The sequence below is a fragment of the Paraburkholderia sp. BL6669N2 genome, assembly GCF_003387275.1.
Classification (GTDB): domain Bacteria; phylum Pseudomonadota; class Gammaproteobacteria; order Burkholderiales; family Burkholderiaceae; genus Paraburkholderia.
Genome location: NZ_QUNA01000001.1, coordinates 1,093,340 through 1,118,704, shown reverse-complemented (window position 1 = coordinate 1,118,704; position 25,365 = coordinate 1,093,340). Strand labels below are relative to the sequence as shown.

Below are 25,365 nucleotides of genomic sequence, written 5' to 3'. Positions count from 1 at the left end.
GAAGGAGCGACGCAGGCCGGTTACCAGTACATCAAGTTCTTGACTGAATGCAGCGTGGCTCCTGGTATTTACGAGGCCGATTTTTTGCGAGGACGATTCGATGGCAAAGCAGATCGCGGTGGTGACGGGTGGAATGGGCGGGCTTGGTGAAGCAATCAGCATCAAGTTGCATGACGCCGGGTATGCGGTCGTGGTTACCTGTTCGCCGGCCAACACCGGCGCGAACGAGTGGCTCGCACGGATGGAAGCACAGGGACGACAGTTCCGCGCATACGCGGTCGATGTCGCCGACTACGACTCGTGCAGCCGATGCGCGGCGCAGATCGGAACTGAAGTGGGCCCGGTCGATATCCTGATCAATAACGCCGGCATCACGCGCGACGCGAGCTTCAAGAAGCTGGACAAGATCAATTGGGACGCGGTAATCCGAACCAACCTCGATTCGGTGTTCAACATGACGAAGCCGGTGTGCGACAGCATGGTCGAGCGAGGCTGGGGCCGCATCATCAACGTGTCGTCGATCATCGGCTCCAAGGGCGGCTTCGGTCAGACCAACTATGCGGCGGCCAAGGCGGGCATGCATGGCTTCACGAAATCGCTGGCGCTCGAGGTGGCGAAGAGAGGCGTGACCGTCAACACGATTTCGCCAGGTTATATCGCAACGAAGATGGTGATGGCGGTGCCCGAGGAAATCCGCGAGACGAAGATCATTCCGCAGATTCCGGTCGGCCGCCTTGGACAGCCCGACGAAGTCGCCGCATTGGTGCTGTACCTGTGTTCGCGCGAAGCCGGTTTCGTGACCGGAGCCAACATTGCGATCAATGGCGGGCAACACCTGCAATGAAGCGGATAGTCAGCAACGGAGGTTCCGATGAATGAAGCAGTGGCAATCGTCGTAGGTTCGTTCGTGATGGCGACCGCAGCCGTGTTCGTCGCCGCTCACTACCACCAGGAGCAGATGCGTCGAAAGCGGCTTAGGCAGATGGGGCACCATCACTATTGGCCGCATTGGCGCAGCGCACGGCATTGAGCCGGGTTACCGCGCTCTCGGGCGCGGTGAATTATCGATGGAAAGGGGACGTGTTGCCGCGCTCGACGTCCCGCCGTTCTTCGTGATCAGCGCGATCACCATTTCCATGACGCTTTAAGCGGACCACGAACGTTGCGCGGGCGCGCGGCGCGTGACATTGCCCCTTTATATCAAGCGTTTTTCGCACTCTTCGCCCGATGTCGGCGGGCGCTTTCATCGGCGTAGCCGGGTGTGATGAGCTGCCCGCGTACCCGATCCCGAGGCACGTCAGTTGCTGAAAAAGATAAGCGGCTCCGCGTACATAACGGCCTTTGTTCTCAGGCCATGTCTTCCGGCATTTTTCGCGCTATGGTGAAGTATGTTCAGGCAGCCCCGGGACAGTGTGCCGCTGCACAATAAGGGGGGAAGCACGGTGCATGAAGATCTTGCAACGTCGCGCGAAAGAATGGTCGAGCGGCAACTGATCGCGCGCGGCATCGCAGATTCGCGCATTCTGAATGCAATGGGGCACGTGCCGCGCGAGGTGTTTCTAAGCCCTGATTTGCGCGCGTGGGCTTATGCGGACGCAGCCCTGCCGATCGATGCCGGCCAGACCATCACGCAACCGTTCATGGTCGCGCGGATGCTGCAGGCGGCGCGCCTCGAGCCGCAAGACCGTGTGCTCGAGATCGGCACGGGTTCTGGCTATGCGGCGGCCGTGCTTGCGGAAATGGTTGCGCGCGTCGACACGATCGAGCGTCACAGGCAGTTGGCTGAGAGCGCCATGGATCGGCTCCGCGCGCTCGGCTATGGCAACGTGAACGTCTACACCGCGGACGGCACGCTCGGGTTGCCGGCGCGTGCCCCGTTCGATGCCATCGTCGCCACCGCATCCGGTCCGGGCGTGCCACCGGCGTGGAGCGCGCAACTCGAGATCGGCGGCCGCATTGTGATGCCTGTGGGCCCGGATCCGGACCATCAGCGGCTGATCCGCCTCACTCGGGACAGCAGCACAACCTACAACGAAGAAATACTCGATCTCGTGCGTTTTGTGCCGTTGATCGGTGCCCAGGGCTGGGGCGACATGGACGGGCGATAAATCGGCGCGGGCGTGTCAGGCATTCATCGGGCGGCGGGTCCGGGAGGGAAGCTGTTACCCCGATGACAATGCGCAGGGACAAAAATACGCGTCTAGCGCCCACGGGAGCGCGACCAGCCGGCCCACCATCGCCGCGAGCGTGTCGGGCGACACCGCCGTGAATGTAACGGTCATTTCTTCGTAGCAGTGACGCCGATCCACACGGATGCGGACGTGGTCCGCCTGCGGTGCCTCGCAACCGAGAACCTGCCACGCGGCAACGACCCTCAGATGCCCCGCCTTTGCGCGCACGGTGAGCCGATAACGATCGTGCTGATCCGCTGTGCTGTCTTCAACCGCCATCTCTTTCGCGGCCGGATCATCCGGTGGCACTGCGCCTTGCTCGTCAGTCGATTGCATTCTGAACTCCGAATGGCCAGTCACGCGCGGCAGGAGCGGGAGCCGATCAGCCGCCCGCAGGAGGTTCGCTGTATGAGTACCGTTATAGTCCGCGCGTTCACCGAACGTGAGGACTGTGCATCGTAATCGGCGACGTTTGTGTGCGGAAACCCGCTGAATCACTCGTCGATACTATGGTGTGGCGTGTCGTTGCGATGGGGCGACTGGTCGGTCACGAAGAGCGGCGAATTGCGATCCATTAGCGGTTTATAGAAGAAGCACGCATAGACGCGAATTTTTTTCACTGCATTGCAAGTCGAGCAAAGCAACGTAAGCCGTGTGGGAACCGCCCAGTTTCCAGAACCGTGCGGGTATAGCCTTTGCTCAAGCTCATACGGCCATGTGTAACGTGAGATCCGCACTTGGGGACGACACTGTCCGGCTTCTGTTATCCGGCGCGCTCTGCATCTTTATGGTTCGTCCGTGCGCGTGCCGATCAGCGAACGACAGTAGGGCGCCGGACTCGCCGCGACACCGGCTCGCATCGCCGCATTCACTTTTTTGGAGAAACGCAGCATGGACAACGATCTCGAAGCCCGCATTCGTACGCGGGCATATCATCTCTGGGAAAACGATCCGTCACCGGACAACAACGCGGAAAAGCACTGGGAGGAAGCGCGCCGGCAGGTCGAAGCCGAGGGTGACGATGCGCAGGACAGTCCCGAACCCAGCGCCGATCAGTCAGCTGAACGGGAGCGGGGCCGCCGCATCGCGCCGGAAGAGCAATTACAGGACATGTCCGGCGACGGTGTGGATGCGGGGACTGGCGAAAACCGGTAGCGTCGGCGCTGCCGTGGCGTTCGGAGCGCACGGCTCGCAGATGCTGGTCGCGACTGATCGGACTATCCGAACTGCGTTGCGGGCGTCGGCAGGATCGCCTCACACTGCCGCGCCTCGCATGCGTGGATTGAGGCCGCATACTCGCCGCCTCGCATGTCCAGTTTTCAAAACGCCCGCTTTTCTAGGGCGCTTCAATGCGCCGCGTTCAAACGAGCCTTGACGTCCGCGGCGTTATCGTCTTTCGGCGTTTGAGACAACGAAGCAGTGACCTCCGCGCCGAAAAGAAAAACGATGCCGCAAAAATATAGCCACATCATCAACACAGCGAGCGAACCTGCTGCGCCGAATGCGCCCGCGGTTCCAGCATGCGCGAGATATAAACCGAACAGGTGTCGGCCCACGGTAAACAGCAGCGCCGCGACGGCCCCGCCGATCAGCGCGGAACGGAAATTGACCCGCTTGTCGGGGAGCCACTTGATCAGCGCGCCCAGTCCGAACGTCAGTATCACGAGGCCGAAAGTCGACTGCGCGACGTCGGCAACCACGCTAAGCGTCGAGCTACCGAAAACAGCGCTGCCGGCCGTCTGTATCGTGGCGTCGAGTACCAGCGAGACCACCAGCAGAAAGCTGAGTCCCATGAGCAGGCCGAGCGAGACGAGTCGCGCCCGTATGACCCACGCGAGGCCCGCAAGGCCTTTAGGCGATTTCGCCGCGAACACGACATCAAGTGCTGTATTCAGGCAGGAAAACGTCGCCGAGGCCCCGACGAGAAGGAGCACGACAGAGAACGCCGCCGCCATCCCGCTACCATTCGAACGATGCGCGTGCTCGACGACAGCCTGCATCGCACTGGCGGCGTCATTGCCGAGCAGCTGCCTGATCTGACCAAAGAATTGCCCCTGCGCGATGTCTCGGCCGACGAACCATCCTGTAATCGCGAGGACGATCACTAAAGTCGGAGCCAGCGAAAACGCCGAGTAGAAACCGATGCTCGCGCCCATCATCGCGCAACGGTCCGACGAAAATCGCTCGACGGCGTCCCTCATGACGGCCACCGCGCCGCCTGTCCGGCTGGATCGGGAGCCTGCGTCGCGTCGCTGATATTCCATGCTGTTCTCCGGACGGCTAGTTGCCTTCAGTGTCCTCGATCCGAGCAATTTCCGAGCCGCCGCGGCTTCAGGGATTGTTCTTCATCGACGCCTAGCGCAGTTCGAGCCACATCGGCTGATGATCCGAGGCCTCGCTGTCCTGATCGACCTCGCAAGCTGCGATGCGCGATGTCAGATCTTCGGTTACGAAAATGAAGTCGCAGGCGAATGGCCCCTCCGGCCACTGTTCGTGATCATATAAACCCACTGTCGGGGCACGCGGCGCGCGAGGGTGCGAGTTGGCCCACGCATCGATAAAACGGGGAGCATCGGCAATCGGTTCGAGCATCTGGCGATACGCGCTGCTTTCGAACGCACTGTTAAAGTCACCACAGACAACCGCGTCCACGGGTCGCGCGGTGTCGTAAAACGGGCTGTCGATTTTCTCCGCCTTGGCGGGCGCTCGCGCGTGAGCGCACGCTTCCCTGTGCAGTTCCCGCAAACTGGCGACCTGCGCGAGCCGCTGCTTCTCCGAATAGAACTCGAGGTGCGTAGAGACCACCCGTATCGCGCCGATATCGGTTTCGATCACGGCTTCGAGCGCGACTCTCATCATCGACGGTTTGGCCGGGTCCGCGGGCCAGGGCAGCGAATGACGCAGTACTTGCCTGACCGGCAGACGCGTGACGATCGCGTTGCCAAACTGACGCCGGTGCCGGCTCGCGCCGAGCGCCGGAAGATCGGAGCCCACTGCGTCGAGCACCGTGAACTGCGGAAGCAGTGCGGCCAGTTCGACGAATTGATCGGCGGATGGGCCGCCGGCCAAACCGCCCGACGCCGGGCCTTCATGAAAACCGCGCGTGACTTCCTGCACGCAGAGAATGTCGAAATCGCACAGCGCGCGCGCTTCGCGCACGATTCGCGCGAGGTCGACCCGGCCGTCCACGCCGCGTCCCCATTGAACATTCCAATCGACGAGTTTCATGGCGGTTTAACCTCCATTCGGCTTGCGCCGCCCGGTTGTCCGGGGCAGAGCTAGCCGACTGTGTCCGGACCGAGGTAGCCGGGCAGTCCCAGCGCCGCCTTGGTCTTTGCCAGGCTGATCGCTTCGTCCACTAGCGCGGCGAATTTCTCGTCACTGTCCGGTCGTGGCAGATTCGAGCGAAAGAAGTCGGCCCAGCGGAACTCTTCCAGCGGGACATTGGTTTTCTCATAACCACCGGCATCGCGCACTGCCGCTGCGAGGCTGCGGTACTCGTCATCGAGCAGCGCCCAGATGTGTTCCGGCAGATCGGAAAACGGCCGGCGTTTGCCTTCAGCGTCGAACGGATACGTCCACCGTTCGTTTTCCATGCTCAGCCAGAAAGACGCCTGCGAATAAGAGGAAAGATCCCTGACCAGAACGACCGGCACGGACTTGACGCCCACGTGCCAGAGCGCGGCAGCCACGTGATGATGATCGATCGCAAACGGCGTGTCGCCCGGACCGTAGACGACGGGTATCGGTTTCTCAGCGATGGCCATTTCCAGATCGTGCCCGCTCAGCGCTTTATATTGGCTGATTTTATTGCGGACCTCCCGCGCGCCGTGTGTCAGTTGAGTGGGACGCAGGCGTTCGATTTTTAGTGTGATCATGCCGTCTCCCTTGCAAAAAGCGGTCGACCAGAGTCCGCCTGTTGAGTCCTCGCGCAAGATGCATGCCGCTGTGAATAGAAGCAGCGCGCGTGTCTGGCAGTCGTCATGACGGACCCTCATTCTCGCGCCGGGCCTGTGCCTTGCTCCGAGTCAACCGGCGCGGCAACGCCTGTATGACGCGATTGTGCTGCCCCTTCAACGCGCGGACAAACCGAGCGGCAAGCGCAAACAATCGAGGTAATGCTTGTGGTCCGCGCTGAAAGTCTGCCGTCTGCTTACGCCACCGAATGCACGGCTTCTAAGCCGAGCCGTTCGATCAACCGCTGCGCGTCGAAGGGCGCATGTGTTTTGGCATCGTTGTCGAAATAGCAGTACACGTCGCGGTGCGCCCGACGCGGTGGATGAAGATTCGGCGCGATCAGCCGCGCGTTTGCGGGCTGCGAACCGCGGCGCCATGCGTCGATCCGGGCGGCCCAGTCGTCTAGCGCTTCGTCCGCGTAGGCGCCGGAATACCGCGACTCGGTGCCATGCAGTCGGATGTAAACGAAGTCAGCGGTGACGTCTTCCGCCAGTGGCCACGGTTCGGTCGAATCCGAGACGACCAGCGCGGTGTCGTATTGCCTGAGCAGGTCGATGAAGGCGGCATCCATAAAACTGGCGTGACGCACCTCGACGGCGTGGCGCAGTTTGCGCTTGCGGTCCATCGCGGCATATGGCGTTTTGACCCGCGCATCGTGTTGCTCCGCCAAAGAGAGCGCGGCCGCGGTGTCGCGAGGCAGGAAACGTAAAAAGCGTTCCATGGCCGCCGGCTCGAAGCGGAACGAAGGCGGGAACTGCCACAGAATGGGGCCCAGCTTTTCATTCAGGGCGAGCAGGCCCTGCGCGAAAAAGTTGGCGCTGCCCACTTGCGCGCTGTCGTCGCGGAAACGCAGTAGATGCGTCAGATACCGCGCGCCTTTCACACTGAAGACGAAGTCGGCGGGCGTCTCGGCATACCAACGCCGCCAGCTGTCGAGCGACTGAAGGCTGTAATGCGTACCATTGATTTCAATGCTCTGGAAAAGCGACGACGCAAACTGCAGTTCGGCGGCCTGTTTCAGCCCATGGGGGTAGAAGGCATCTCTCCATCCCTTGTAGCGCCAACCGGAAATGCCGATACGTACGTCGCCGATCTGTTTCATGGGTCTATCGCGCGAATGCATGTGTGAACCGAATGCAGACGACGCGAGCAACCGGTGTTCCCGCAGTGTTGCAGCGTCCGGAGTTCAGTTCACGGAGTACGGACCGCGGGACTGCAAGGCGCTCAATAACGGACTATCAAGGAGTAAGAAGTCGTGCCGAAAGCTTCTCCATCAACCGCGTTTGGAATTTTCGAGCGCGTGGTCGTTAGCCTCTACGACGGCGGCGTACTGTCGCCAGCAGTGCTGGAGCGCGTCATTGGCGCGTTCGCGCAAGCGGATGCCGACTGGCATGGCACCCCACGAGTCCGTTCCGTCGATGGCCGTTCGCTGCATGAAATCGTCGTTCAGACGATGCTTCCGAGCGATGACCAGCGGTCGGCGTCGACCTCGTTTATGACGGTGGTCGAACACATCGCGGAAACCGCGCTTTCGGCTGGCGCTGCGAGTGAAACTCCCAAGGAGGCCGAACCGCGGCGCGCCAAAAGCCGAAAACCAGCCGACGCGAACGAAGAATCCGCTGCGGATGAACTGCTGGCGCAATTGTCCGGCAGTGCACCCTCGGCCAAGCGGCGTCGCTCGAACAAAGCCAATACGCCGGCTGGGTCGAGCACCTTCAATCCGTTTCTGAATGCGGCGCTACCGCGTAAGAAGAAGTCGTGACAGCCGTCCCGCTTCACTGCGAATTGGCCCACGCAATAGCGTCCTCACCGGCGGCGATGCGCGGCGGGGCCGATGGGTCGTTCGCCGCGCGCCACACGGCCTGCGCTACGTCGAGCGAGCGTGTGACCGCCGACTCCTGCTGCCATTGGGCGAAGACGCGCTGCGCCAGATCCGAATACGCTTCGGGAACGCCGCCCTGCATGCGGGACTGCGCGTTCTCGCCGAAGCGGGTTTCCGGCGCGCGTCCCGGCAGGACGAGGCGCACGCGTACATTGAACGGCTCCAGTTCCAGCGCCACGGATTCGCTGAACGCGTTGATCGCCGCCTTGCTGGCGGTGTAGACAGAGAGCAAATGGAGCGGCCTCAAGGTCACACTCGAGGTGACGTTGACGACGACGCCTCCTCTGCGTTCCCGAAACTGAGGCAGGACCGCCTGTGTCATCGCTATCGTGCCGAGCGTGTTCGTTTCGAAGACTTCACGAGCGATGTCCATCGAGGTGCCTTCTAGGGCGTTCAGCACGCCAATCCCCGCGTTATTGACGAGCACGTCGAGCGGCCCGGCGGCCTCCACGGCATCACGGATGCTCTGCGGATCCGTCACATCGAGGGCAAGTACGTGCAGACGTTCGGAGCGCGGCAGGACATCCTCGCGCGGCCTGCGCATGGTGGCGATGACGCGCCAGTCACGATCGAGGAAATAGCGGGCGGTGTCGAGGCCGAATCCGGACGAGCATCCGGTGATCAGGACGGTTTTCATGGCGAGTCCAGTAGAGGGTGGCAGGATCCACACAATAAGTCGCCACCGCCGGACTTGCTACAATCGAGCGTCCGGTTTTCATTCGAAGGAGTCCGGTTATGGTGGACCCTCTTGCCGAGATCGTCACGCTGCTGCAGCCGCTCGCCACGTTCTCGAAGGTGGTCAGCGGCGCCGGTCGCTGGCGCGTTCGCCGCTCAGAAGCCGGGCAGCCGTTCTACTGCGTGATCCTCGCCGGTTCGTGCCGCCTCACGACGAATGGGCACGAGCCGATCATTCTTCAGGCAGATGATTTCGTTCTGATCCCCGAGGTATGCGGCTTTACGATGTCGAGTCTCGAGCCACCCGAACAGGAGGACGCCGACACTTCGCCCGTCGCGCTGCTCGACGGCGGATTCAGGCTCGGCGTCGAGGGCGACCCGGCTGACGTACAGCTGCTTGTCGGCCACTGCGTGTTCGGTTCGCCAGACGCGGCCTTGCTGGTGTCACTTCTTCCTGACCTCGTGCATGTTCGCGGCGAGCCTAGGCTGGCGACCCTGGTGAAACTCGTGAGAGACGAATCTCGCGAGCAGCGTCCCGCGCGGGAGGTCGTGCTCGCGCGGCTGCTCGAGGTTCTTTTCATCGAAGCGCTCCGGTCGACGGGAACGGCAGCGTCGCCCGGCCTTGTGCGCGGACTCGCCGACGGACGTCTTGCGCTGGCCATACGTCAGATGCACGAAAGTCCCGGCAAGTCCTGGACGGTTGCGCAACTGGCGGAAGCCGCCGCGCTGTCCCGCTCGGCATTTTTCGAACGCTTCAGCCGCGCAGTCGGCGTCGCGCCGATGGAATACCTGTTGTCCTGGCGCATGGCCTTGGCGAAGAACCTGCTGCGGCAGAATGGCGGCGGCGTCGCGAAAGTCGCTGAGCGCGTCGGCTACAGTTCGGCGAGTGCGTTCAGCGTCGCGTTCACGCGCCATGTCGGACTGCCGCCGACCCGGTACGCGCACGAGCAGAGCGACACGTAACGCCTGTGATGTGCGCCGGAATGGGGCCGAGTTGCCTGCACATTTTCAGGTAGTATTTGTTCGCGGTGAACTGCAACGTCGATTAGAACAAGTCATGCATTCGGCCCGAGACGCTCTTGCCAATCAAAGCTGTGCCAGCCGGCTTTGAGTGTCTCCAGCATCGCTGCAGAGCGAGGCCGCTCCAGGAGGATCTGCCATGAATACGAAGCAGGGTAAGAAAGTGCATCTCGATGCTGCCGCATCGCATCACGAGCAGGCGGCGCGCTTTCATCGCGAGGCATCGCAGTACTACGAGGCGGCCAAGAATTACGATCACGCCGCTCATCAGGCCGTACTGGCGCAAGGCCATGCGCTGTATGCCATCGAGGAATCCAATCTCGCCGCCAGGCATTCAGGCGCTCCGTTGCCGGCAGGGTCCGTCGACAGCGGCCTGACTGCCGCGCAACATCATGCAGCGGCGTCGGAACTTCATGGGCAGGCGGCGCAACATCTTCGACGCGCGGCAAGAGTCTTTGATGAAGACCGCAGCGCAGTCGCCCATGAAACTCAGGTGGGATTCTCTCTGGCGTCACGGGCGCTCGCGCATGGCAACGAAGCCGCCAAACAATATGTCGCATCCCTGCGGGAAAAATAGGAAACCGGTGCATGGACGACAACGCACGTGCCTTTAACGGGCTGCGCCCGCGCTTGCAGAAGATTGCTTATCGAATGCTGGGGTCGGTTGCCGAGGCCGAAGATATCGTGCAGGACGTCTGGCTGCGTTGGCATGCAACAGCCCGTGATGCCATCGACAACGCGGAGGCGTGGCTGGTCGCGGTCACGACACGGATGTCCATCGACCGTCTGCGCGCGGCGAAGATTCAACGCGAACACTACACGGGCATCTGGTTGCCCGAACCGCTGATGAGCGATTTGCCGGCGACGCCGGAGGAGGCCACTGAGCGCGCCGACGACATCTCCGTGGCTTTTCTGGTGCTGCTCGAGCGGCTGACGCCTGAAGCCCGCGCGGCGTTCCTGCTGCGCGAGATTTTCGACGCCGACTATGACGAGGTCGCCCAGGCCATAGGCAAGACGGAGGCGGCGTGCCGCCAGCTGGTAAGCCGTGCGAAAGCGCAACTGCGCGACGAACGTCCACGCTACGAAGTACCGCGCGAAACGCATCTGCGCTTGCTGCGAACATTCGTGCAGGCGCTGCAGCGCGGCGACTTTCACGCGATCAACGCATTGCTGGCCGAAGACGCAAAGCTGATCGGCGACGGCGGCGGCAAAGTCCAGAGCTTCCCGAAGCCAATGGTTGGCGGCCAGCGCATCGCGCAGCTGTTCTACGCGTCGTCCCGGCGTTATGGCGACGAACTCAGCGTCAAGCTGGTGGTGCTCAACGGCCAATGGGCGCTGCTGCGCTTTATCGAAGGCAAACTCGAATCGGCACAGTCGTTCGAAACCGACGGCGAACGCATCGTCCGTATTCATGTGCAGCGCAACCCTGACAAGCTCGCGCGCATCGCGGCAGCGCACGCCAACGGCTGAACGCCGGTCTCTCCGCGGCGCGGGCGCGCGTCGACGACTCGATTGGTGCCGCGCGGACAACATGGTGAGCGCGTCCCCAGGCCTACCGTGACACGCCGCGGCCACCTACGATGACTTTGTGCGGCTCATTGCCGCTAACGCCACCCGCAAGGCAGGGTGGCCACTCATCGTCGCCAGGAGAAATCATGACGCAGCGTATCAACTATGTGCAGCAATCGCCGGAACTGTTCAAGAAGTTTTTCGAACTCAGCAATCTGCTGAAAGATAGCACGATCGAAGAATCGATCCGTGACCTGGTGTCGATCCGGGCGTCGCAACTCAATGGCTGTGGATTCTGCCTGGACATGCACGTGAAGGAAGCGCGCATGCACGGCGAGCGCGAGTTGCGCGTCCATCACCTCGCGACGTGGCGCGAGTCGACGCTTTTCGCGCCGCGCGAACGCGCCGCGCTGGCATGGACGGAAGTGTTGACCCGGATTCCCGAGCACGGCGTGCCCGACGAGCTCTACGAGCGCGTGCGTAGCCAATTTTCCGAAAAGGAACTGTCGGACCTGACGTTCGAAGTGATGGCGATCAACGGATGGAACCGCGCGAACGTCGCGTTCAAGACGGTGCCGGGTTCGTCCGACAAGGCATTCGGTCTGGACAAGGCGAACCTCGTCTGAGCAGACGGGTTTCGCTTTTGTCCAGTTCAGGCCCGCGCGGGCGGGCCGCGTTATTCATGGACACACTTATCATGCTTCGTTTGAGAAATACGGCACTGGCCGCGCTCGTCGTCGTGAGCGCGTCGTTGAGCGTGGCGCGCGCCGAGGCGCCCGCCGCAGTCGTCACGCCGTTGATGACGCAGCCTCTTGACGACTATCCGGGCAAGGAAGCCTTGATGATCGCCGTCGAGTATCCGCCGGGCGCGGCGGACCCAGTCCATCGGCATCATGCGCACGGTTTTATCTATGTGCTGGAGGGATCGATCGTGATGCAGGTCAAGGGCGGCAAGGAAGTCACGCTGACGCCCGGGCAGACCTTCTATGAAGGTCCAGGCGATGTTCACACGGTCGGACGCAACGCCAGCCAGACGAAGCCGGCCAGGTTCCTCGTGCTACTGCTGAAGGATAAGGGCGCACCGGTTCTCGTTCCGGAGAAATAGCCGCCTCTGCGCCGCATCCGGTTTCAAAAAAAGGGCGGACCGTGTCACAAATGGCAGCGCTGATACGTCTAGTCGCTATGGACTTTACGAACCGCGCTTCCATGTCAGACGACCCTTCACGCCGCCGTATCGCCGGCGCCGCCGACCCGTTCGCCAGCAGTTTTGCGACCAGCTACGCCGGCGTCGTTTCTTTTCTCGCCGTTGCCAACGAAGGCAGCTTTGCCCGCGCGGGCGATCGCCTCGGCATCGGGCGTTCCTCCGTTAGCCGCAACGTGCAGAAACTCGAGGCCCAGCTCGACGCGCGCCTCTTTCTGCGCACCACGCGCAGCACGTCGTTGACGCGCGAGGGTGAGCTGTTCTACGAGAACTGTCAGCCTGGCATCGAGCGCATCGCCCAGGCGCTGGAAGACATGCGGGAGCTGCGCAACGGGCCGCCGCGCGGCCATCTGCGCATCGTCTCTCCACCGGGTTTCGGCCGCAAGATCGTCGCGCCATTGCTGCGGGGCTTTCATGCGCGCTATCCCGAGATCGCCCTCGAACTGCTGCTGAACGATCGACCCGCCGATTTCACGGCCGACCGTGTCGACGTGTCGTTTCACGACGGACGTCTGGCAGACAGCGGAATCGTGGCGCGCCGGCTGATTCCGATGCAGATGCTCGTCTGCGCGTCGCCCGCTTATGCGCGAAGACACGGGCTGCCACGGCATGTCGATGAACTGGCGGAGCATCGTTGCATCAACTTTCTGGCCGCGTCCGGCCGCATCAGTGAATGGGAGTTCAAGGTGGACGGTCTCCCGCAGCGCCACCAGCCCGTTGCGCAGCACACATTCAACGACCCCGATCTGATCGTGCAGTCGGTGCTGGACGGGCTGGGAATTGCGCAGTTGCCCGCCTATCAGGTGTGCGACCTGCTGGCCGACGGGCAGTTGCTCAGTTGTCTCGCGCAGCACGCGCCGGAAGATGGCGGCCATTACCTCTGCTATCTCAGCCGCAAGCAGCTTCCCGCACGGGTCCGCGTGTTCGTCGACTACATGACCGAGCACACGCGCGCGCTCGACCTCCAGTGCCTGACGTCGATGACGACGCGGCCGTCGTTATCGACGGTCGAGTGACGGCATCTGAGCGACCTTGCGTTGATTGAGGCTTTTCATGCAACACGGTGAGTTTCGCTGCGGCTCTACCGTATGACGCGGTGCGTGCCTGCCATGTTTTCTGTACGCGTGGCACGTGCGGGGTGTCGTAGCGTTGCGTGAGTTTTTGTTGTGAACTGATTGTCTAACAGCAGGAAGATGGCTTCGCTGCGCCATTTGTTATTCATTGCTGCTCTTTCGTTGTGGTCGGCGTGGCGGATTCAGCCAGCTCACGTGCCCGGATGAGCGCGTTGCTGATCTCGGCCAATATTTTGTCGCGGTCCGCCTCGGTCTGCTGCCGTAACGCGAACGACGGATGATAGGTGGCGATGCCCCAGCCGCCGTCCACGTTGAATGGCGCGTCGAGATAATCTTTCAGGCTGACCTTCCCGCGCAGCAAGGCGGTCAGCGCGGTGGCGCCAAGCGTGACAATCACCGCCGGGCGTACCGCGTGCAACTCCCTCTCGAGCCAGTAAGAACACGCTTCGATCTCACGCTGTCCCGGCGTTTTGTGCAGCCTGCGCTTGCCGCGCGGTTCCCACTTGAAATGCTTCACCGCGTTGGTCAGATAGACCTGCTCGCGCGACAAGCCGGCGCGCGTGATCGCAGTCTCCAGCAATTGCCCCGCCGGCCCGACAAACGGCTGGCCGCTCAGATCTTCCTGGTCGCCGGGCTGCTCGCCGATCAGCATGATGCGCGCGTCGCCTGGCCCCGAACTCCCGACAGCTTGCGTCGCATTGCGCCACAGGTCGCAACGCCGGCAGGTATCGAGCGACGAGGGCTGGACGCGATTCGGTTGCGCCATGTCCGCTTCGATCGGAATGATTTTGCCGCCCAGCGCGCCGACGCCGCTCGCCTGCGCCACACGGCGCGCGCCGCTTTTCGCTTCGCTGATCATGGCCGGGATCAGATGACCTTCGGGCAAGCCTTTCCAGAAGCGTACCGGCATGTGCTGTTCGAGCGCCGCCTCGTTCAGCCGCGCCGGATTGAACGTGCTGCGGTAGTAGGCGAGCCATAGCGCCTCGGCTTCGTCGGCGGTATCGCAACGATGGTCACGAGGTAGGGCGCGGCGCTGCTTCAGATGCAGTTGCTGACCGTCCCAGAAAGCCGCGCCGCGCGGCGTGGTGATCATCCAGGTCGCGCGCCCCATGCGTTGCGCAAAATGTTCCGCGGCCCACGGCAACACATCATGCTCGGGTTCGTACCAGGCGATGTATTCGGGCGTCTGCGCCGCCGACATTGACGCCGACGCCTGCTTGCGAAACCGCACGTAGGCAATCATGTCGTGCTTGGCGCGCCGCACGCTTTTGGCCATGCGATAAAGGCGTGCGCCATCCGCGTCCGCCGGCGAGGCGGCCGCGCGGTCGCCGTGATGCCAGCGCCACAGGACCTTGTACAAAAACGCCCAACGCTGTGATTCGCGGAACAGGGCGGCGTCCTGCAATAGCGCCGCCAGCTCCTTCGAAACATGCACGGCGGTGGGTCGAGCCTCGGCTTCCTCTGACGTCGTGCCATAGTCGAACAGCGCCTGCTCCTGCGATAACTCAGGTTCCTGTTTGATGCGCCATTCAATCGTCTCCGGCGCGAGGCCATCAGCTAAAGCGCCGAGCGATGCGGCGCGCCAGGCGGCGAAATGGTCTTCGATAACGATGGCACGCATTGCGACGCTTCACAACAACGCCAGTTGCACCGGCGGCGCCAACACCCGGCGCAGGCGGGCCGACGACGTGTCATGCAGCGCCGCGCGATAGTCTTGCGTCACGACGAACGGCTTGATCTTTTCCAGCGGACAACGCAGCCGCACGAGGTCCTCGTAGCGCACCCGGCGCGAACGCCGTAACTCCACCAAACGTTTTGCGTTGCGCATGCCGATGCCCGGCACGCGCGCGATCATGCGCAGCGGCGCGCGGTTCAGGTCGACCGGAAACTGCTCGCGATGCGCCAACGCCCACGCGAGCTTCGGATCGATGTCGAGCGACAGGTTGCCGGGCTGTTCGAACAGTTCGTCCGCACTGAAGCCGTAGCCGCGCATTAAAAAATCCGCCTGATACAGCCGGTGTTCGCGTAACAACGGCGGCGCCTGAGCCGGCAATGCGGAAGGACTGTCGGGAATCGGGCTGAAGGCGGAGTAGTAGACGCGCTTGAGCTTGTATGACCCGTAGAGCGTCGCGGCGGTCTGCAAGATCGTGCTGTCGTTCGTCTGATCCGCGCCGACGATCATCTGCGTGCTTTGGCCCGCGGGCGTGAACTTCGGCGCTCCGGCGTCGCTATGCGCTTCTTCCTGCGCAAGGCGGATCGAGCCCATGGCGAGCTTGATGGTGCGGACGTTCTTTTCCGGCGCGAGCAGCGCTAGGCTGCTGTCCGTAGGCAGTTCGATGTTCACGCTCAAACGGTCGGCATAACGCCCGGCTTGCGCAATCAGCTGCGGATCGGCGTCGGGAATCGTCTTCAGATGAAGATAGCCGCGAAACTGATGATCCTCACGCAACGACTGGGCGACGCGCACGAGTTGTTCCATCGTGTAGTTCGACGACTGAATGATTCCGGAACTCAGAAACAATCCGTCGATGTAATTGCGCCGATAAAAATCCAGCGTCAGGTCGACGACTTCCTCGGGGGTGAAGCGCGCGCGTGGCACGTTGCTCGAGCGCCGGTTGACGCAGTACTGACAGTCATACAAACAGAAATTGGTGAGCAGGATTTTCAGCAGCGAGACGCAGCGCCCGTCTGGCGTGAAACTGTGGCAGATGCCCGCGCCGGTGCTGGCGCCGAGGCCTGCAATGCCGCGCGAGCCGCGTTTGGGCGCGCCGCTGCTTGCGCATGACGCGTCGTACTTCGCGGCGTCGGCCAATACTTCCAGCTTTTTGAGCAGTTCCACATTGCCACCAGTACTGTATGGATGTACAGTATTGTACGTGGGGAGGCGGTGACTGCAAGCGGTTTTTTATGGGGAACGGCTGTGGGCGGAATTGTGCTGCCTTTGCCTGCAACGGGGAGCTATCTCAGTAACGACCGGGTTTGATAAAGGCGATCGCGAAACTCGCACAGTCGAGCGGTCTGGATAGAGCAGCTATCGCGGGTGAGCCCGCACAATGAACGGAGATTCATCGACATGCCGGCTTTATCCGGTCAGGAACGCCATGCCTGAACAACTTTGGCTGCCTGGGCTCGAGGCGCCGCCAACGCCGACAGACGGCCTGTTCTTCGCCGTCTTTCCCGATACCGCCACCGCGGCCGGCATCTCGAAGCTCGCGCAACAGCTTTGCGGGGAGTCGCGCGCGCGAAGCAAGCCGCTTGCGGCCGGTCGTCTGCACGTCACTTTGCATCACCTGGGAAATTTCGCCGGTGGTTTGCCGCAAAAGCGAGTCGATGCGGCGATGCAGGCGGCTGCGTCGATCAGAATGGAGCCGTTTAGCGTCGAATTCGACACGGCGGTCAGCTTTGCCTTGAAGCTACGACCGGGCCCGCTGGTGTTGGGCGGAGGCGAAGGCGTCGCCGGCTTGCACGTACTGCACGACGCCTTGGGTCGTGCGTTGCAGAGCGCCGGGTTGGGTGAGCACGCGGTCTCGTCCGCGGCGCAGTACACACCGCACGTCACGCTGGCGTATGGGATGCCATGGGCCGCGGCACGCCCCGTCGAGCCGGTCTGCTGGAACGTGCGTGAGTTTGCGTTGATGCACAGCTTGCTCGGGCGTACGCGGCATGTTGCGTTGGCGCGCTGGACTTTGACCGGCGCCGAATCCTAGCGCGCGTCGCCTTGGGTGACGGCGGCTTATCGAAGGACGCCGTGCTAGAACCGCATTCCGGTCGCGCAACCGCCGGCGAAACCGGCACCGCTCCCGCCCGTGCCACCGCAGAACACGCCGCAACCGGAGAGCGCGAACGCCATGGTGACGCCGGCCAGCGTCGCAGGTAGCCACGGTTTTCGAGTGCGCTTGCCTGGACTGATGAGATCCGCCGCCGGCTGCGGACTGATGCGGGCATGGGGAGCGATGGAGATGTGACTGCGGCTGGAAGTGATCATTCGGGGTTTCATGGCGTGGATGATTGTGGGGCGGTGAGGGAAGGCGTGCAGAGCGCCGTCTGGTGAAAGTGTTTTGTCAGATTTGGCAATGGAAAACGGAGCGGCAAGTGCCGCGGGGACGAATCGCCGAGGCTAGCGCACGACCGTGCGCCCTCAAATACGCGGAATCTGAAAACGTAGGAGGTTTCGTCGGTTCGAGAAGCGGAACGATCGTGCGCGCCCTGATAGAATGCTTGGGCCGCAACGTAGTGGATTGCAGATGAAATTGCTTGATGCGTTAGTCGAACAGCGTATTGCCGCCGCCGCCGCGCGAGGCGAATTCGACGAGTTACCGGGCGCCGGCGCGCCGCTGTCGCTGGACGACGATACTTTGGTCCCCGAAGAAGTGCGCGTCGCCAACCGGATTTTGAAGAACGCGGGCTTTGTGCCGCCCGCTATCGAGCAGTTGCGCGCGTTGCGCGACCTGCAAGCGGAGTTGAATGCCGTGAGCGACCGGGCTACCCGTTGCCGTCTCCAGGTGCGCATGCTCGCGCTCGATATGGCACTTGAATCGTTGCGTGGCGGCCCGCTGGTTCTGCCGCGCGAATACTGCCGGCGTATCGCCGAGCGGCTATCCGAGCGCGCGGGCAACCTCGATACGGCAGACGCGGGTTCGCAGTGAGCGAGCCGCTTGCCCAGTCCGCCGCGCCGGATTCAGACTCTGTCGAATCTTACGGAGCGCTGAATGTGCCGGGTTCCGAACGCTCGGTGAGCGATGTCGCTGAATCGGCAGCGACCGAGTCGGGCGCTGCCGCCGCCTCGGCGGGTTCAGAGGCAGCCCTTGGCGAACCGCCCACATGTTCCACCGTCCCCGAAGTCACGGAGCGCGATCGCCGTTTCATGGCGCTGGCGCAAGCCGCCGCCGAAAAAGCGCGCGCCGCCGGTGAAGTGCCCGTCGGCGCAGTTTTAGTGCGAGGCGATGAAGTCATTGGCACAGGTTTCAATCATCCGATCGGTGGGCACGACCCGTCCGCGCATGCGGAAATGGCCGCTTTACGCGCCGCGGCGCAAGCCGTGGAGAATTATCGTTTGCCGGGCTGCGAACTCTACGTCACGCTGGAGCCGTGCCTGATGTGCGCGGGCGCGATCATGCATGCGCGCATCGCGCGAGTCGTATTCGGGGCGCGCGATCCGAAAACGGGGGCGTGCGGCAGCGTCGTCAACGCGTTTGCGAATCCACAGTTGAATCACCACACCACGGTGATCGGCGGGGTGCTCGAAAATGAATGCGGGGCCGCCCTCAAGTCGTTCTTTGCCGAGCGGCGGCGCGCGAGCCGCGAAGCGCGTGCGGCGGCACGGGCCGACGCAGCTAGCGCAGCCAGCGCACCGGGCATCGCACCGGGGCCGGTCCAGTCGCTCTAAAACAACAACGTCCAGCAAGGTCCTGCCAATGACCGTCCATCGCACCATCGAACTGATTGCGCCGTCCGGGTATCCGCACGACCCCGAGGTGCTGCATCGCGCGTTGGCGCGCTTCCATGCGCAGGGGCATCACGTCGAGGGCGTGGAAGCGACGAAGCGTCGCTTCCAGCGCTTTGCCGGCACGGATGGCGAACGCGCGGCCGAGCTGAACCGCCTCGCCGATCCTTCGCGTAAGTTGCCGGACATCGTGCTGGCCGTGCGCGGCGGCTACGGCGCGGTGCGCATCCTGCACGGACTCGACTACGAGGGCTTGCAACGGCGGCTCACCGATCAACCGATCGCGCTGGTCGGACACAGCGATTTCACCGCGATCCAGCTTGCGCTGCTGGCGCGTGCCGGCGTGAAGAGCTTCGGCGGCCCGATGGTGATGAGCGACTTCGGCGCGGAGGAACTGAGCGAGTTCACCATGCAGCGCTTCTGGTCGGCGGTGACGAAGCCGACCATGACGATCTCGAACAACACGCCGCAAGCGCAGCCGGTCGACGTCTCTGGCATGTTGTGGGGCGGCAACCTGGCGGTTCTGGCGTCGCTGATCGGCACGCCGTACATGCCGCCGGTGCAGGGCGGCATCCTCTTTATCGAGGACGTCAACGAGCAGCCATTCCGCGTCGAGCGGATGATCTACCAGTTGCACCTGTCCGGCATTCTTGCGCAACAACAGGTGCTCGTGCTGGGCGATTTCTCGGGCGCCAAACCCTACGAATACGACAACGGCTACGATCTGCACGCAATGATCGAGCAGGTGAGATCGGTGATCGGCATTCCGGTCGTCACTGGCCTGCAATTCGGGCATGTCCGCAACATGGTGACGCTGCCCGTGGGCGCGGACGCGCATCTCGTCGCGAATGCGCACGGGTTCAAACTGAGTTTGTCGGGCTATCCGTACCTCGCATGAGTTAGCTGGAAAGGGAAGCGGGCGATTGTCCGCTTTCTTTTTAATTCAATTAACGCAACTAACGGTCAATTGCTGGTGCCTACCACCAGTACAACAGCCCCCGGAAGCACCGCCAATTTTGTTGACAAAACAAGCCACCAATGAACGATCCCAGCCAAGCCTAATTAAGCTCGTACTGCGATACCACCGGATATGCATGCCGGGCCGGCAGTCCGTCGGCTCAACCTCGCCGCCAAGAATGTCGAAATTCAAGACAAAAATTGTTGACAATTTTTATGTCCATCCTATGATGACCAGCATACCGAGACGAACATCATGTCCGACACAGACTCCGCTGCCGCGAATAGTTTGAAACCCGAAGCGATCACCGAGCGCATCCGCGCCGCGATCCTCGAGCATCGGCTCGCACCTGGCGCCAAGTTGACAGAAGCACAGTTGTGCGAAGTATTCGGTGTGAAGCGCGGTCCGATCCGGCAGGCGCTGGCGCAGTTGGCAACCGATCACCTCGTCGATCTCGAACCGAATCGCGGGGCGTTCGTGGCCAGTCCGTCGCTGCAGGAAGTCCACGAAGTGTTCGAGATGCGCCGCATCATCGAGCTGGCGGTGGTCGAAAAGATCTGCAGCGGCCACGGCATGCGGCGTTTGAAGAGCATCGGCAGCATGATCGGCCGGGAACGCAAAGCATTCGAAACACGTGATTTTCCGGCGTGGATTCGCCTGTCGGGCGAGTTTCACACCGAGTTGGCCGGACTCACCGGCAACGCTGTGCTGTGCGACTGCCTGAACGGTCTGGTGGCGCGCTCCACGCTGATTTCCGCGCTGTACGAGTCGCTCGGACGCAGCCCATGCTCGTTCGAGGACCACGAAGCCATTCTCGCCGCACTCGACGCCGGCGATGCAAAAGAGGCGGCGGCCTTGATGTCGCGCCATCTGCAAAGCGTCGAGTTGAAGATGCTGGACCGCCCCGCACGTGGCGCGGCTGATCTGCATGAAGTGTTCGGCGCCCTCAACGGCGCAGCCAGAGATTCATCGAAGACCAAGTCCGCGCCAGGCTGAGGCAGGCGGCCGGCGTGCGCCCGTTCCCGGTGCGCGCCGCACTGAATTGAACTGAACGAATCAAGCGTTGCAAGGCGGCTCGGCATGAGCGCTGCCGGCTTGTGCACGCGTGTCCGCCGCCGGGCGACGGACTTCGGGTAATAACGCATCGCCGGACTTCGCGGTTGCCGGCGGTGCGACAACCACAAGTACTTCAAGTACGGAGACATCCGCGGCACGGCCGGCACAGACGCGCCAGCACCCCTCGATTCATACGGACGAGGAGGGCGCGACTGGCATGGCCGATGCAATGTCCTTCGATTCGCTATCGACGGTCCCTATCCCAAGGAGGAATCATGGCTCAGTTCAGTGCAGCGCCCGGCAATCCCGCAATTTCCCCTTACGCAGACGACGGCGCGACCAGCGAACCGTCGATGCCCGCAGGCTACAGCGATCGCCTCTACAACGAGGATCTCGCGCCGTTACGGCATCAAACCTGGGGCGCCTACAACATCTTCGCGTTCTGGATGTCGGACGTGCACAGCGTCGGCGGCTACGTGTTCGCGGGCAGTCTGTTCGCGCTCGGCCTGACGAGCTGGCAGGTGCTGATCGCGCTGCTGGTCGGCATTACGATCGTCAACCTGTTGTGCAACCTGATCGCCAAGCCGAGCCAGGCGAACGGCGTGCCGTATCCGGTGGCGTGCCGCGCGACCTTCGGCGTGCTCGGCGCGAATATTCCCGCGGTGATTCGCGGCCTGATTGCGGTCGCGTGGTACGGCATCCAGACCTATCTGGCGTCGAGCGCGCTCGTGATCGTCGTGTTGAAATTTGTTCCGCAATTGCTGCCTTATGCGGATGTTCATCATCACGGCTTCCTGGGGCTTTCGATGCTGGGCTGGACCGGCTTCATGGTGCTGTGGGTGTTGCAGGCGCTGGTGTTCTGGCACGGCATGGAGACCATCAAGAAGTTCATCGACTTCGCCGGTCCCGCGGTCTACGTGGTGATGTTCATTCTCGCGGGCTACATGGTGTATCGCGCGGGGTGGCGCAACATCGGCATCAACCTGGGCGGCGTCAAATATCACGGCATGCAGGTCGTGCCGGTGATGATCACGGCCATCTCGCTGGTGGTGTCGTATTTCTCCGGCCCAATGCTGAATTTCGGCGACTTCTCGCGCTATGGCAAGAGTTTCCGCAGCGTGCAGCGCGGCAACTTCTGGGGCCTGCCGGTCAACTTCCTGGCCTTCTCGCTGGTGACGGTCATCACGACCGCGGCCACGCTCCCGGTGTTCGGCGAACTGATCACGGACCCGGTCGAAACCGTAGGCCGTATCGACTATCCGACCGCGGTGATTCTCGGCGCGCTGACCTTCACGATCGCGACTATCGGCATCAACATCGTCGCCAACTTCGTCTCGCCGGCTTTCGACTTCTCCAACGTCGCGCCGCGCCTCATTAGCTGGCGCATGGGCGGCATGCTCGCGGCGGTGGCGTCGATTTTCATTACGCCGTGGAATCTGTTCAACAACCCGGCTGTGATCCATTACACGCTCGACGTGCTCGGCAGTTTCATCGGACCGTTGTACGGTGTCCTGATCGTCGACTACTTTCTGGTGAAGCGTCAGAAGATCGTTCTCGACGATCTGTACACGGTCTCGCCGACAGGTTCGTACTGGTATCGCAACGGCGTCAATTACCGGGCGGTCGCCGCGTTGCTGCCGGCTGCCGTGATCGCGGTGGCCTGCGTGATGGTGCCCGCGCTCGACGGCATGGCGAATTTCTCGTGGTTTATCGGCGCAGGCCTCGCTGCGTTGTTCTATCGTGTTCTTGCACGCTGAATTTTGCGGAAGCAACAGGAGTCGATATGCGTATCAAACTGATCAACCCGAACACGACCCAACGCATGACGGAAGCCATGGGCCGCTGCGCGCGCGACGTCGCCGCGCCGGGCACCGAAGTCATCGCGGTGAATCCGACCATGGGGCCGCCGTCGATCGAAGGGTATTACGACGAAGCGCTCGCCACGCCGGGTTTGCTGGCCGAAGTCGCCGCCGGAGAGCGTGAAGGCTGCGACGGCTACGTGATCGCCTGCTTCGGCGACCCCGGTCTGTACGCCGCGCGCGAACTGGCGCGCGGCCCGGTGATCGGCATTGCCGAGGCGGCGATGCACGCGGCCAGCGTGCTGGCGCCGGGCTTCTCGGTGGTGACCACACTGGCGCGCACGTGCGGCATGGCGTGGCACCTTGCCGAGCGTTACGGCATGAAGCGGTTTTGCCGCAACGTGCGCGCCACCGACGTCGCCGTGCTCGACCTCGACAAGCCAGGCTCGGCGGCGCGCCGCATCATCCTCGACGAATGCCGGCGTGCGCTCGCGGAAGACGGTTCGGACGCGATCGTGCTCGGCTGCGCGGGTATGGCCGAACTGTGCGCGGAAATCGAAGACGCGCTCGGCGCACCGGTGATCGAGGGCGTGACGGCAGCGGTGAAGTGGACCGAGGCGCTGGTGGCGCTGCGTCTGTCGACGGCCAAACGTGGCGATTACGCGCGGCCGCTGGCCAAGCGCTACGACGGCGCGCTGGCGTCCTTCAGCCCCACCGACGCCGATCCGAATCCGCTCGCCACGCGCGGCTCTACCGTCATTTCCGCTGCAAAGTCGCCGGAAAACGAAGGAACGGTCGATTTATTGCGGGTAAACACTACAGAACCGGGACCGCACATACATTCAGTCTGACACGCACTATCTGCCCGGGTGTATGGGCGCACCCGGGTGTTTTCGCTACACTGGTCCAACTCGGCGCGGGCTGCCTGAAAGGCTTTTTTCTGCTGCTTTCGGTACTGCTTCTGATGTTTTTCCAACCGCGCCGGCGTGAGTCGTTTGCACTCAGCGCGCGAGTCCGCGCCAACCTCATGTGCATGCCACGTGAGTTCCACGCGAATTTTACGTACCGTCACCACGCATTCGTCAAACCATGCCACTCGACCCGAACTACCCACGCGATCTGATCGGCTACGGCCGCCACCCGGTGCAGGCAAACTGGCCGGGTCGAGCGCGTGTCGCAGTGCAATTCGTCCTGAATTACGAAGAGGGCGGTGAAAACTGCGTGCTGCACGGCGATCCGGGCTCGGAGCAGTTTCTGTCGGAAATCGTCGGCGCCGCCTCTTTTCCGGCACGTCACATGAGCATGGAGTCGATCTACGAATACGGTTCGCGTGCGGGCGTCTGGCGCATCCTGCGTGAATTCGAAAAGCGCAAGCTGCCGCTCACGGTGTTCGGCGTCGGCATGGCGGTCGAACGGCATCCGGAATTGGCGCGGGCTTTCGTCGAACTCGGGCATGAGATTGCCTGCCACGGGTATCGCTGGATCCACTATCAGGACATGGCGCCGGAGAAAGAAGCGGAACACATGCGCCTCGGCATGGAAGCGATCGAGCGCGTGACGGGCGAGCGTCCGCTCGGCTGGTACACCGGGCGCGACAGTCCCAATACGCGGCGCCTCGTCGCTGAATATGGCGGATTCCTGTACGACTCGGATTACTACGGCGACGATCTGCCGTTCTGGATGGACGTCGATGTGACCGGCGGCGCGAAAGTGCCGCAACTGATCGTGCCGTACACGCTCGACACCAACGACATGCGCTTTGCGAGCCCGCAAGGCTTCAACACCGCGGACCACTTCTTCACCTACCTGCGCGACGCCTTCGACGTGCTCTATGAAGAAGGCGACGAAGCACCGAAGATGCTGTCCATCGGCATGCACTGCCGTCTGCTCGGACGCCCTGGGCGTTTCCGCGCGCTGCAACGTTTCCTCGACCATATCGAACAGCACGATCGCGTGTGGGTCACGCGGCGCGTCGATATCGCGCGCCACTGGCGCGAACATCATCCTTATCAACAAAACGGCCGCGGGGCTGCGGCATGAAGGCGATGCAATACACTCTGGACCAACTCAACAGCATCTCGACCGACGCGTTCGTGGCAGCGCTGTCGGGCATTTTCGAGCACTCGCCGTGGGTCGCGGAAATCGCCGCGCAGCAACGGCCTTTCGCCAGCATCGACGAGGTGCATCGCAAGATGTCGAATATCGTCGAGACGGCGGGCGAAGAAAAGCAACTGGCGTTGATCAACGCCCACCCGGAGCTCGCCGGCAAGGCCGCGGTGCGTGGTGAACTGACCGCCGAATCCACGCGTGAGCAAAGCGGCGCCGGCCTCGCGCAATGCACGCAGGAAGAATTCGACAGACTGCTCGCGCTCAATGCCGCGTATCGCGAGAAATTCGGTTTTCCGTTCATCCTTGCCGTGCGCGGGTATGACCGTCACGGCATCATCGCGAACTTCGAGGCGCGCGTGAACAACAGCCGCGCCGACGAACTGCGCGCGAGCCTCGATCAGATCTATCGCATCGCACGTTTCCGGCTCGACGACCTGATCGACGCGTAAGGTTTTGCCACGCGTCGCTGGACTCGAACCAAAACGTTTTTTGAGCACTGACCAACACTAAGG

At 62.6% G+C, this 25,365-nt stretch carries 29 protein-coding genes; 20 read left to right on the top strand and 9 right to left on the bottom strand.

From position 1 onward, the window contains the following. Nucleotides 1-100 precede the first annotated feature (100 nt). The 3 genes from phbB (at nucleotide 101) to B0G80_RS05035 (ending at nucleotide 2,108) form a co-directional block, all read left to right on the top strand. Nucleotides 101-844 carry an acetoacetyl-CoA reductase gene (gene phbB, locus B0G80_RS05040; protein ID WP_116117222.1) on the top strand — a complete coding sequence of 248 codons (744 nt, stop codon included), beginning with the start codon at nucleotides 101-103 and terminating at the stop codon, nucleotides 842-844. Between the two features lie 27 nt (nucleotides 845-871). Further along, on the top strand, nucleotides 872-1,030 hold the full coding sequence (locus tag B0G80_RS45690; RefSeq protein ID WP_166799213.1) for a hypothetical protein: 159 nt from the start codon (nucleotides 872-874) through the stop codon (nucleotides 1,028-1,030). A 412-nt stretch (nucleotides 1,031-1,442) separates the two neighbouring features. Beyond that, nucleotides 1,443-2,108, top strand: a complete 666-nt coding sequence (locus tag B0G80_RS05035; protein ID WP_116119521.1) for a protein-L-isoaspartate(D-aspartate) O-methyltransferase — start codon at nucleotides 1,443-1,445, stop codon at nucleotides 2,106-2,108. Nucleotides 2,109-2,162: 54 nt separating this feature from the next. Here B0G80_RS05035 and B0G80_RS05030 read toward each other — a convergent pair whose 3' ends face one another. Then, the gene (locus B0G80_RS05030) at nucleotides 2,163-2,507 is read right to left on the bottom strand and encodes a hypothetical protein (RefSeq protein ID WP_116117221.1); all 345 of its coding nucleotides are present in this window, start codon (nucleotides 2,505-2,507) and stop codon (nucleotides 2,163-2,165) included. A gap of 555 nt (nucleotides 2,508-3,062) precedes the next feature. Here B0G80_RS05030 and B0G80_RS05025 point away from each other — a divergent pair. Further along, nucleotides 3,063-3,326 carry a DUF2934 domain-containing protein gene (locus B0G80_RS05025; RefSeq protein ID WP_116117220.1) on the top strand — a complete coding sequence of 88 codons (264 nt, stop codon included), beginning with the start codon at nucleotides 3,063-3,065 and terminating at the stop codon, nucleotides 3,324-3,326. A 191-nt stretch (nucleotides 3,327-3,517) separates the two neighbouring features. On the opposite strand, the gene B0G80_RS05020 is transcribed toward B0G80_RS05025, so the two are convergent. From B0G80_RS05020 to B0G80_RS05005, 4 genes are all read right to left on the bottom strand, one after another. Continuing rightward, nucleotides 3,518-4,435, bottom strand: a complete 918-nt coding sequence (locus tag B0G80_RS05020) for a YihY/virulence factor BrkB family protein (RefSeq protein ID WP_116117219.1) — start codon at nucleotides 4,433-4,435, stop codon at nucleotides 3,518-3,520. Nucleotides 4,436-4,526: 91 nt separating this feature from the next. Then, on the bottom strand, nucleotides 4,527-5,399 hold the full coding sequence (locus B0G80_RS05015; protein WP_116117218.1) for an endonuclease/exonuclease/phosphatase family protein: 873 nt from the start codon (nucleotides 5,397-5,399) through the stop codon (nucleotides 4,527-4,529). Between the two features lie 50 nt (nucleotides 5,400-5,449). Continuing rightward, nucleotides 5,450-6,049 (bottom strand): ParB-like protein, encoded by a 600-nt coding sequence (locus B0G80_RS05010; protein WP_116117217.1) that lies wholly within the window; start codon nucleotides 6,047-6,049, stop codon nucleotides 5,450-5,452. A 275-nt stretch (nucleotides 6,050-6,324) separates the two neighbouring features. After that, entirely contained in the window at nucleotides 6,325-7,230 is a 906-nt protein-coding gene (locus B0G80_RS05005; protein ID WP_116117216.1) for a DUF72 domain-containing protein, read from the bottom strand. Between the two features lie 153 nt (nucleotides 7,231-7,383). Here B0G80_RS05005 and B0G80_RS05000 point away from each other — a divergent pair, with 153 nt between their 5' ends. Beyond that, on the top strand, nucleotides 7,384-7,890 hold the full coding sequence (locus tag B0G80_RS05000) for a hypothetical protein (RefSeq protein ID WP_116117215.1): 507 nt from the start codon (nucleotides 7,384-7,386) through the stop codon (nucleotides 7,888-7,890). A 13-nt stretch (nucleotides 7,891-7,903) separates the two neighbouring features. On the opposite strand, the gene B0G80_RS04995 is transcribed toward B0G80_RS05000, so the two are convergent. Further along, nucleotides 7,904-8,647 carry an SDR family oxidoreductase gene (locus B0G80_RS04995; protein WP_116117214.1) on the bottom strand — a complete coding sequence of 248 codons (744 nt, stop codon included), beginning with the start codon at nucleotides 8,645-8,647 and terminating at the stop codon, nucleotides 7,904-7,906. A 98-nt stretch (nucleotides 8,648-8,745) separates the two neighbouring features. Between B0G80_RS04995 and B0G80_RS04990 the strand changes: the two genes are divergently transcribed. From B0G80_RS04990 to B0G80_RS04965, 6 genes are all read left to right on the top strand, one after another. Then, nucleotides 8,746-9,648, top strand: a complete 903-nt coding sequence (locus B0G80_RS04990) for an AraC family transcriptional regulator (RefSeq protein WP_116117213.1) — start codon at nucleotides 8,746-8,748, stop codon at nucleotides 9,646-9,648. A 196-nt stretch (nucleotides 9,649-9,844) separates the two neighbouring features. Beyond that, complete coding sequence (locus B0G80_RS04985) at nucleotides 9,845-10,282, top strand: hypothetical protein (RefSeq protein WP_116117212.1); 438 nt, start codon at nucleotides 9,845-9,847, stop codon at nucleotides 10,280-10,282. A gap of 11 nt (nucleotides 10,283-10,293) precedes the next feature. Further along, on the top strand, nucleotides 10,294-11,175 hold the full coding sequence (locus tag B0G80_RS04980; RefSeq protein ID WP_116117211.1) for an RNA polymerase sigma-70 factor: 882 nt from the start codon (nucleotides 10,294-10,296) through the stop codon (nucleotides 11,173-11,175). A gap of 185 nt (nucleotides 11,176-11,360) precedes the next feature. Next, entirely contained in the window at nucleotides 11,361-11,840 is a 480-nt protein-coding gene (locus B0G80_RS04975) for a carboxymuconolactone decarboxylase family protein (protein ID WP_116117210.1), read from the top strand. A gap of 71 nt (nucleotides 11,841-11,911) precedes the next feature. After that, nucleotides 11,912-12,319, top strand: a complete 408-nt coding sequence (locus B0G80_RS04970) for a cupin domain-containing protein (protein WP_116117209.1) — start codon at nucleotides 11,912-11,914, stop codon at nucleotides 12,317-12,319. 101 nt (nucleotides 12,320-12,420) lie between these two features. Continuing rightward, nucleotides 12,421-13,431 carry a LysR family transcriptional regulator gene (locus B0G80_RS04965; RefSeq protein ID WP_116119520.1) on the top strand — a complete coding sequence of 337 codons (1,011 nt, stop codon included), beginning with the start codon at nucleotides 12,421-12,423 and terminating at the stop codon, nucleotides 13,429-13,431. Between the two features lie 202 nt (nucleotides 13,432-13,633). Here B0G80_RS04965 and B0G80_RS04960 read toward each other — a convergent pair whose 3' ends face one another. Then, a complete protein-coding gene (locus tag B0G80_RS04960) occupies nucleotides 13,634-15,109 on the bottom strand; it encodes a UdgX family uracil-DNA binding protein (RefSeq protein WP_116117208.1) in 1,476 nt (491 codons plus the stop codon). A 9-nt stretch (nucleotides 15,110-15,118) separates the two neighbouring features. Further along, nucleotides 15,119-16,327, bottom strand: a complete 1,209-nt coding sequence (locus B0G80_RS04955; protein ID WP_116117207.1) for a putative DNA modification/repair radical SAM protein — start codon at nucleotides 16,325-16,327, stop codon at nucleotides 15,119-15,121. A 262-nt stretch (nucleotides 16,328-16,589) separates the two neighbouring features. Between B0G80_RS04955 and B0G80_RS04950 the strand changes: the two genes are divergently transcribed. Next, entirely contained in the window at nucleotides 16,590-17,195 is a 606-nt protein-coding gene (locus tag B0G80_RS04950; RefSeq protein WP_116117206.1) for a 2'-5' RNA ligase family protein, read from the top strand. A gap of 44 nt (nucleotides 17,196-17,239) precedes the next feature. Here the strand turns inward: B0G80_RS04950 and B0G80_RS04945 are convergent, their stop codons facing one another. Beyond that, complete coding sequence (locus B0G80_RS04945) at nucleotides 17,240-17,473, bottom strand: hypothetical protein (RefSeq protein WP_116117205.1); 234 nt, start codon at nucleotides 17,471-17,473, stop codon at nucleotides 17,240-17,242. 259 nt (nucleotides 17,474-17,732) lie between these two features. On the opposite strand from B0G80_RS04945, the gene B0G80_RS04940 reads away from it, so the two are divergent. The 8 genes from B0G80_RS04940 (at nucleotide 17,733) to uraD (ending at nucleotide 25,302) form a co-directional block, all read left to right on the top strand. Then, nucleotides 17,733-18,134 (top strand): DnaJ family domain-containing protein, encoded by a 402-nt coding sequence (locus tag B0G80_RS04940; protein ID WP_116117204.1) that lies wholly within the window; start codon nucleotides 17,733-17,735, stop codon nucleotides 18,132-18,134. Further along, nucleotides 18,131-18,874, top strand: a complete 744-nt coding sequence (gene tadA / locus B0G80_RS04935; protein WP_408967692.1) for a tRNA adenosine(34) deaminase TadA — start codon at nucleotides 18,131-18,133, stop codon at nucleotides 18,872-18,874. The genes B0G80_RS04940 and tadA overlap by 4 nt, the downstream gene beginning before the upstream one ends. Before the next feature lie 28 nt (nucleotides 18,875-18,902). Further along, nucleotides 18,903-19,829 (top strand): muramoyltetrapeptide carboxypeptidase, encoded by a 927-nt coding sequence (gene ldcA / locus B0G80_RS04930; protein ID WP_116117203.1) that lies wholly within the window; start codon nucleotides 18,903-18,905, stop codon nucleotides 19,827-19,829. A gap of 315 nt (nucleotides 19,830-20,144) precedes the next feature. Beyond that, on the top strand, nucleotides 20,145-20,885 hold the full coding sequence (locus tag B0G80_RS04925) for a GntR family transcriptional regulator (protein ID WP_106285568.1): 741 nt from the start codon (nucleotides 20,145-20,147) through the stop codon (nucleotides 20,883-20,885). Between the two features lie 335 nt (nucleotides 20,886-21,220). Beyond that, nucleotides 21,221-22,702, top strand: a complete 1,482-nt coding sequence (locus tag B0G80_RS04920; RefSeq protein WP_116117202.1) for an NCS1 family nucleobase:cation symporter-1 — start codon at nucleotides 21,221-21,223, stop codon at nucleotides 22,700-22,702. Between the two features lie 26 nt (nucleotides 22,703-22,728). Further along, on the top strand, nucleotides 22,729-23,595 hold the full coding sequence (locus B0G80_RS04915) for an aspartate/glutamate racemase family protein (protein ID WP_116117201.1): 867 nt from the start codon (nucleotides 22,729-22,731) through the stop codon (nucleotides 23,593-23,595). Nucleotides 23,596-23,833: 238 nt separating this feature from the next. Then, nucleotides 23,834-24,784, top strand: a complete 951-nt coding sequence (gene puuE / locus B0G80_RS04910; protein ID WP_116117200.1) for an allantoinase PuuE — start codon at nucleotides 23,834-23,836, stop codon at nucleotides 24,782-24,784. After that, a complete protein-coding gene (uraD, locus tag B0G80_RS04905) occupies nucleotides 24,781-25,302 on the top strand; it encodes a 2-oxo-4-hydroxy-4-carboxy-5-ureidoimidazoline decarboxylase (protein WP_106285572.1) in 522 nt (173 codons plus the stop codon). The genes puuE and uraD overlap by 4 nt, the downstream gene beginning before the upstream one ends. Nucleotides 25,303-25,365 lie beyond the last annotated feature (63 nt).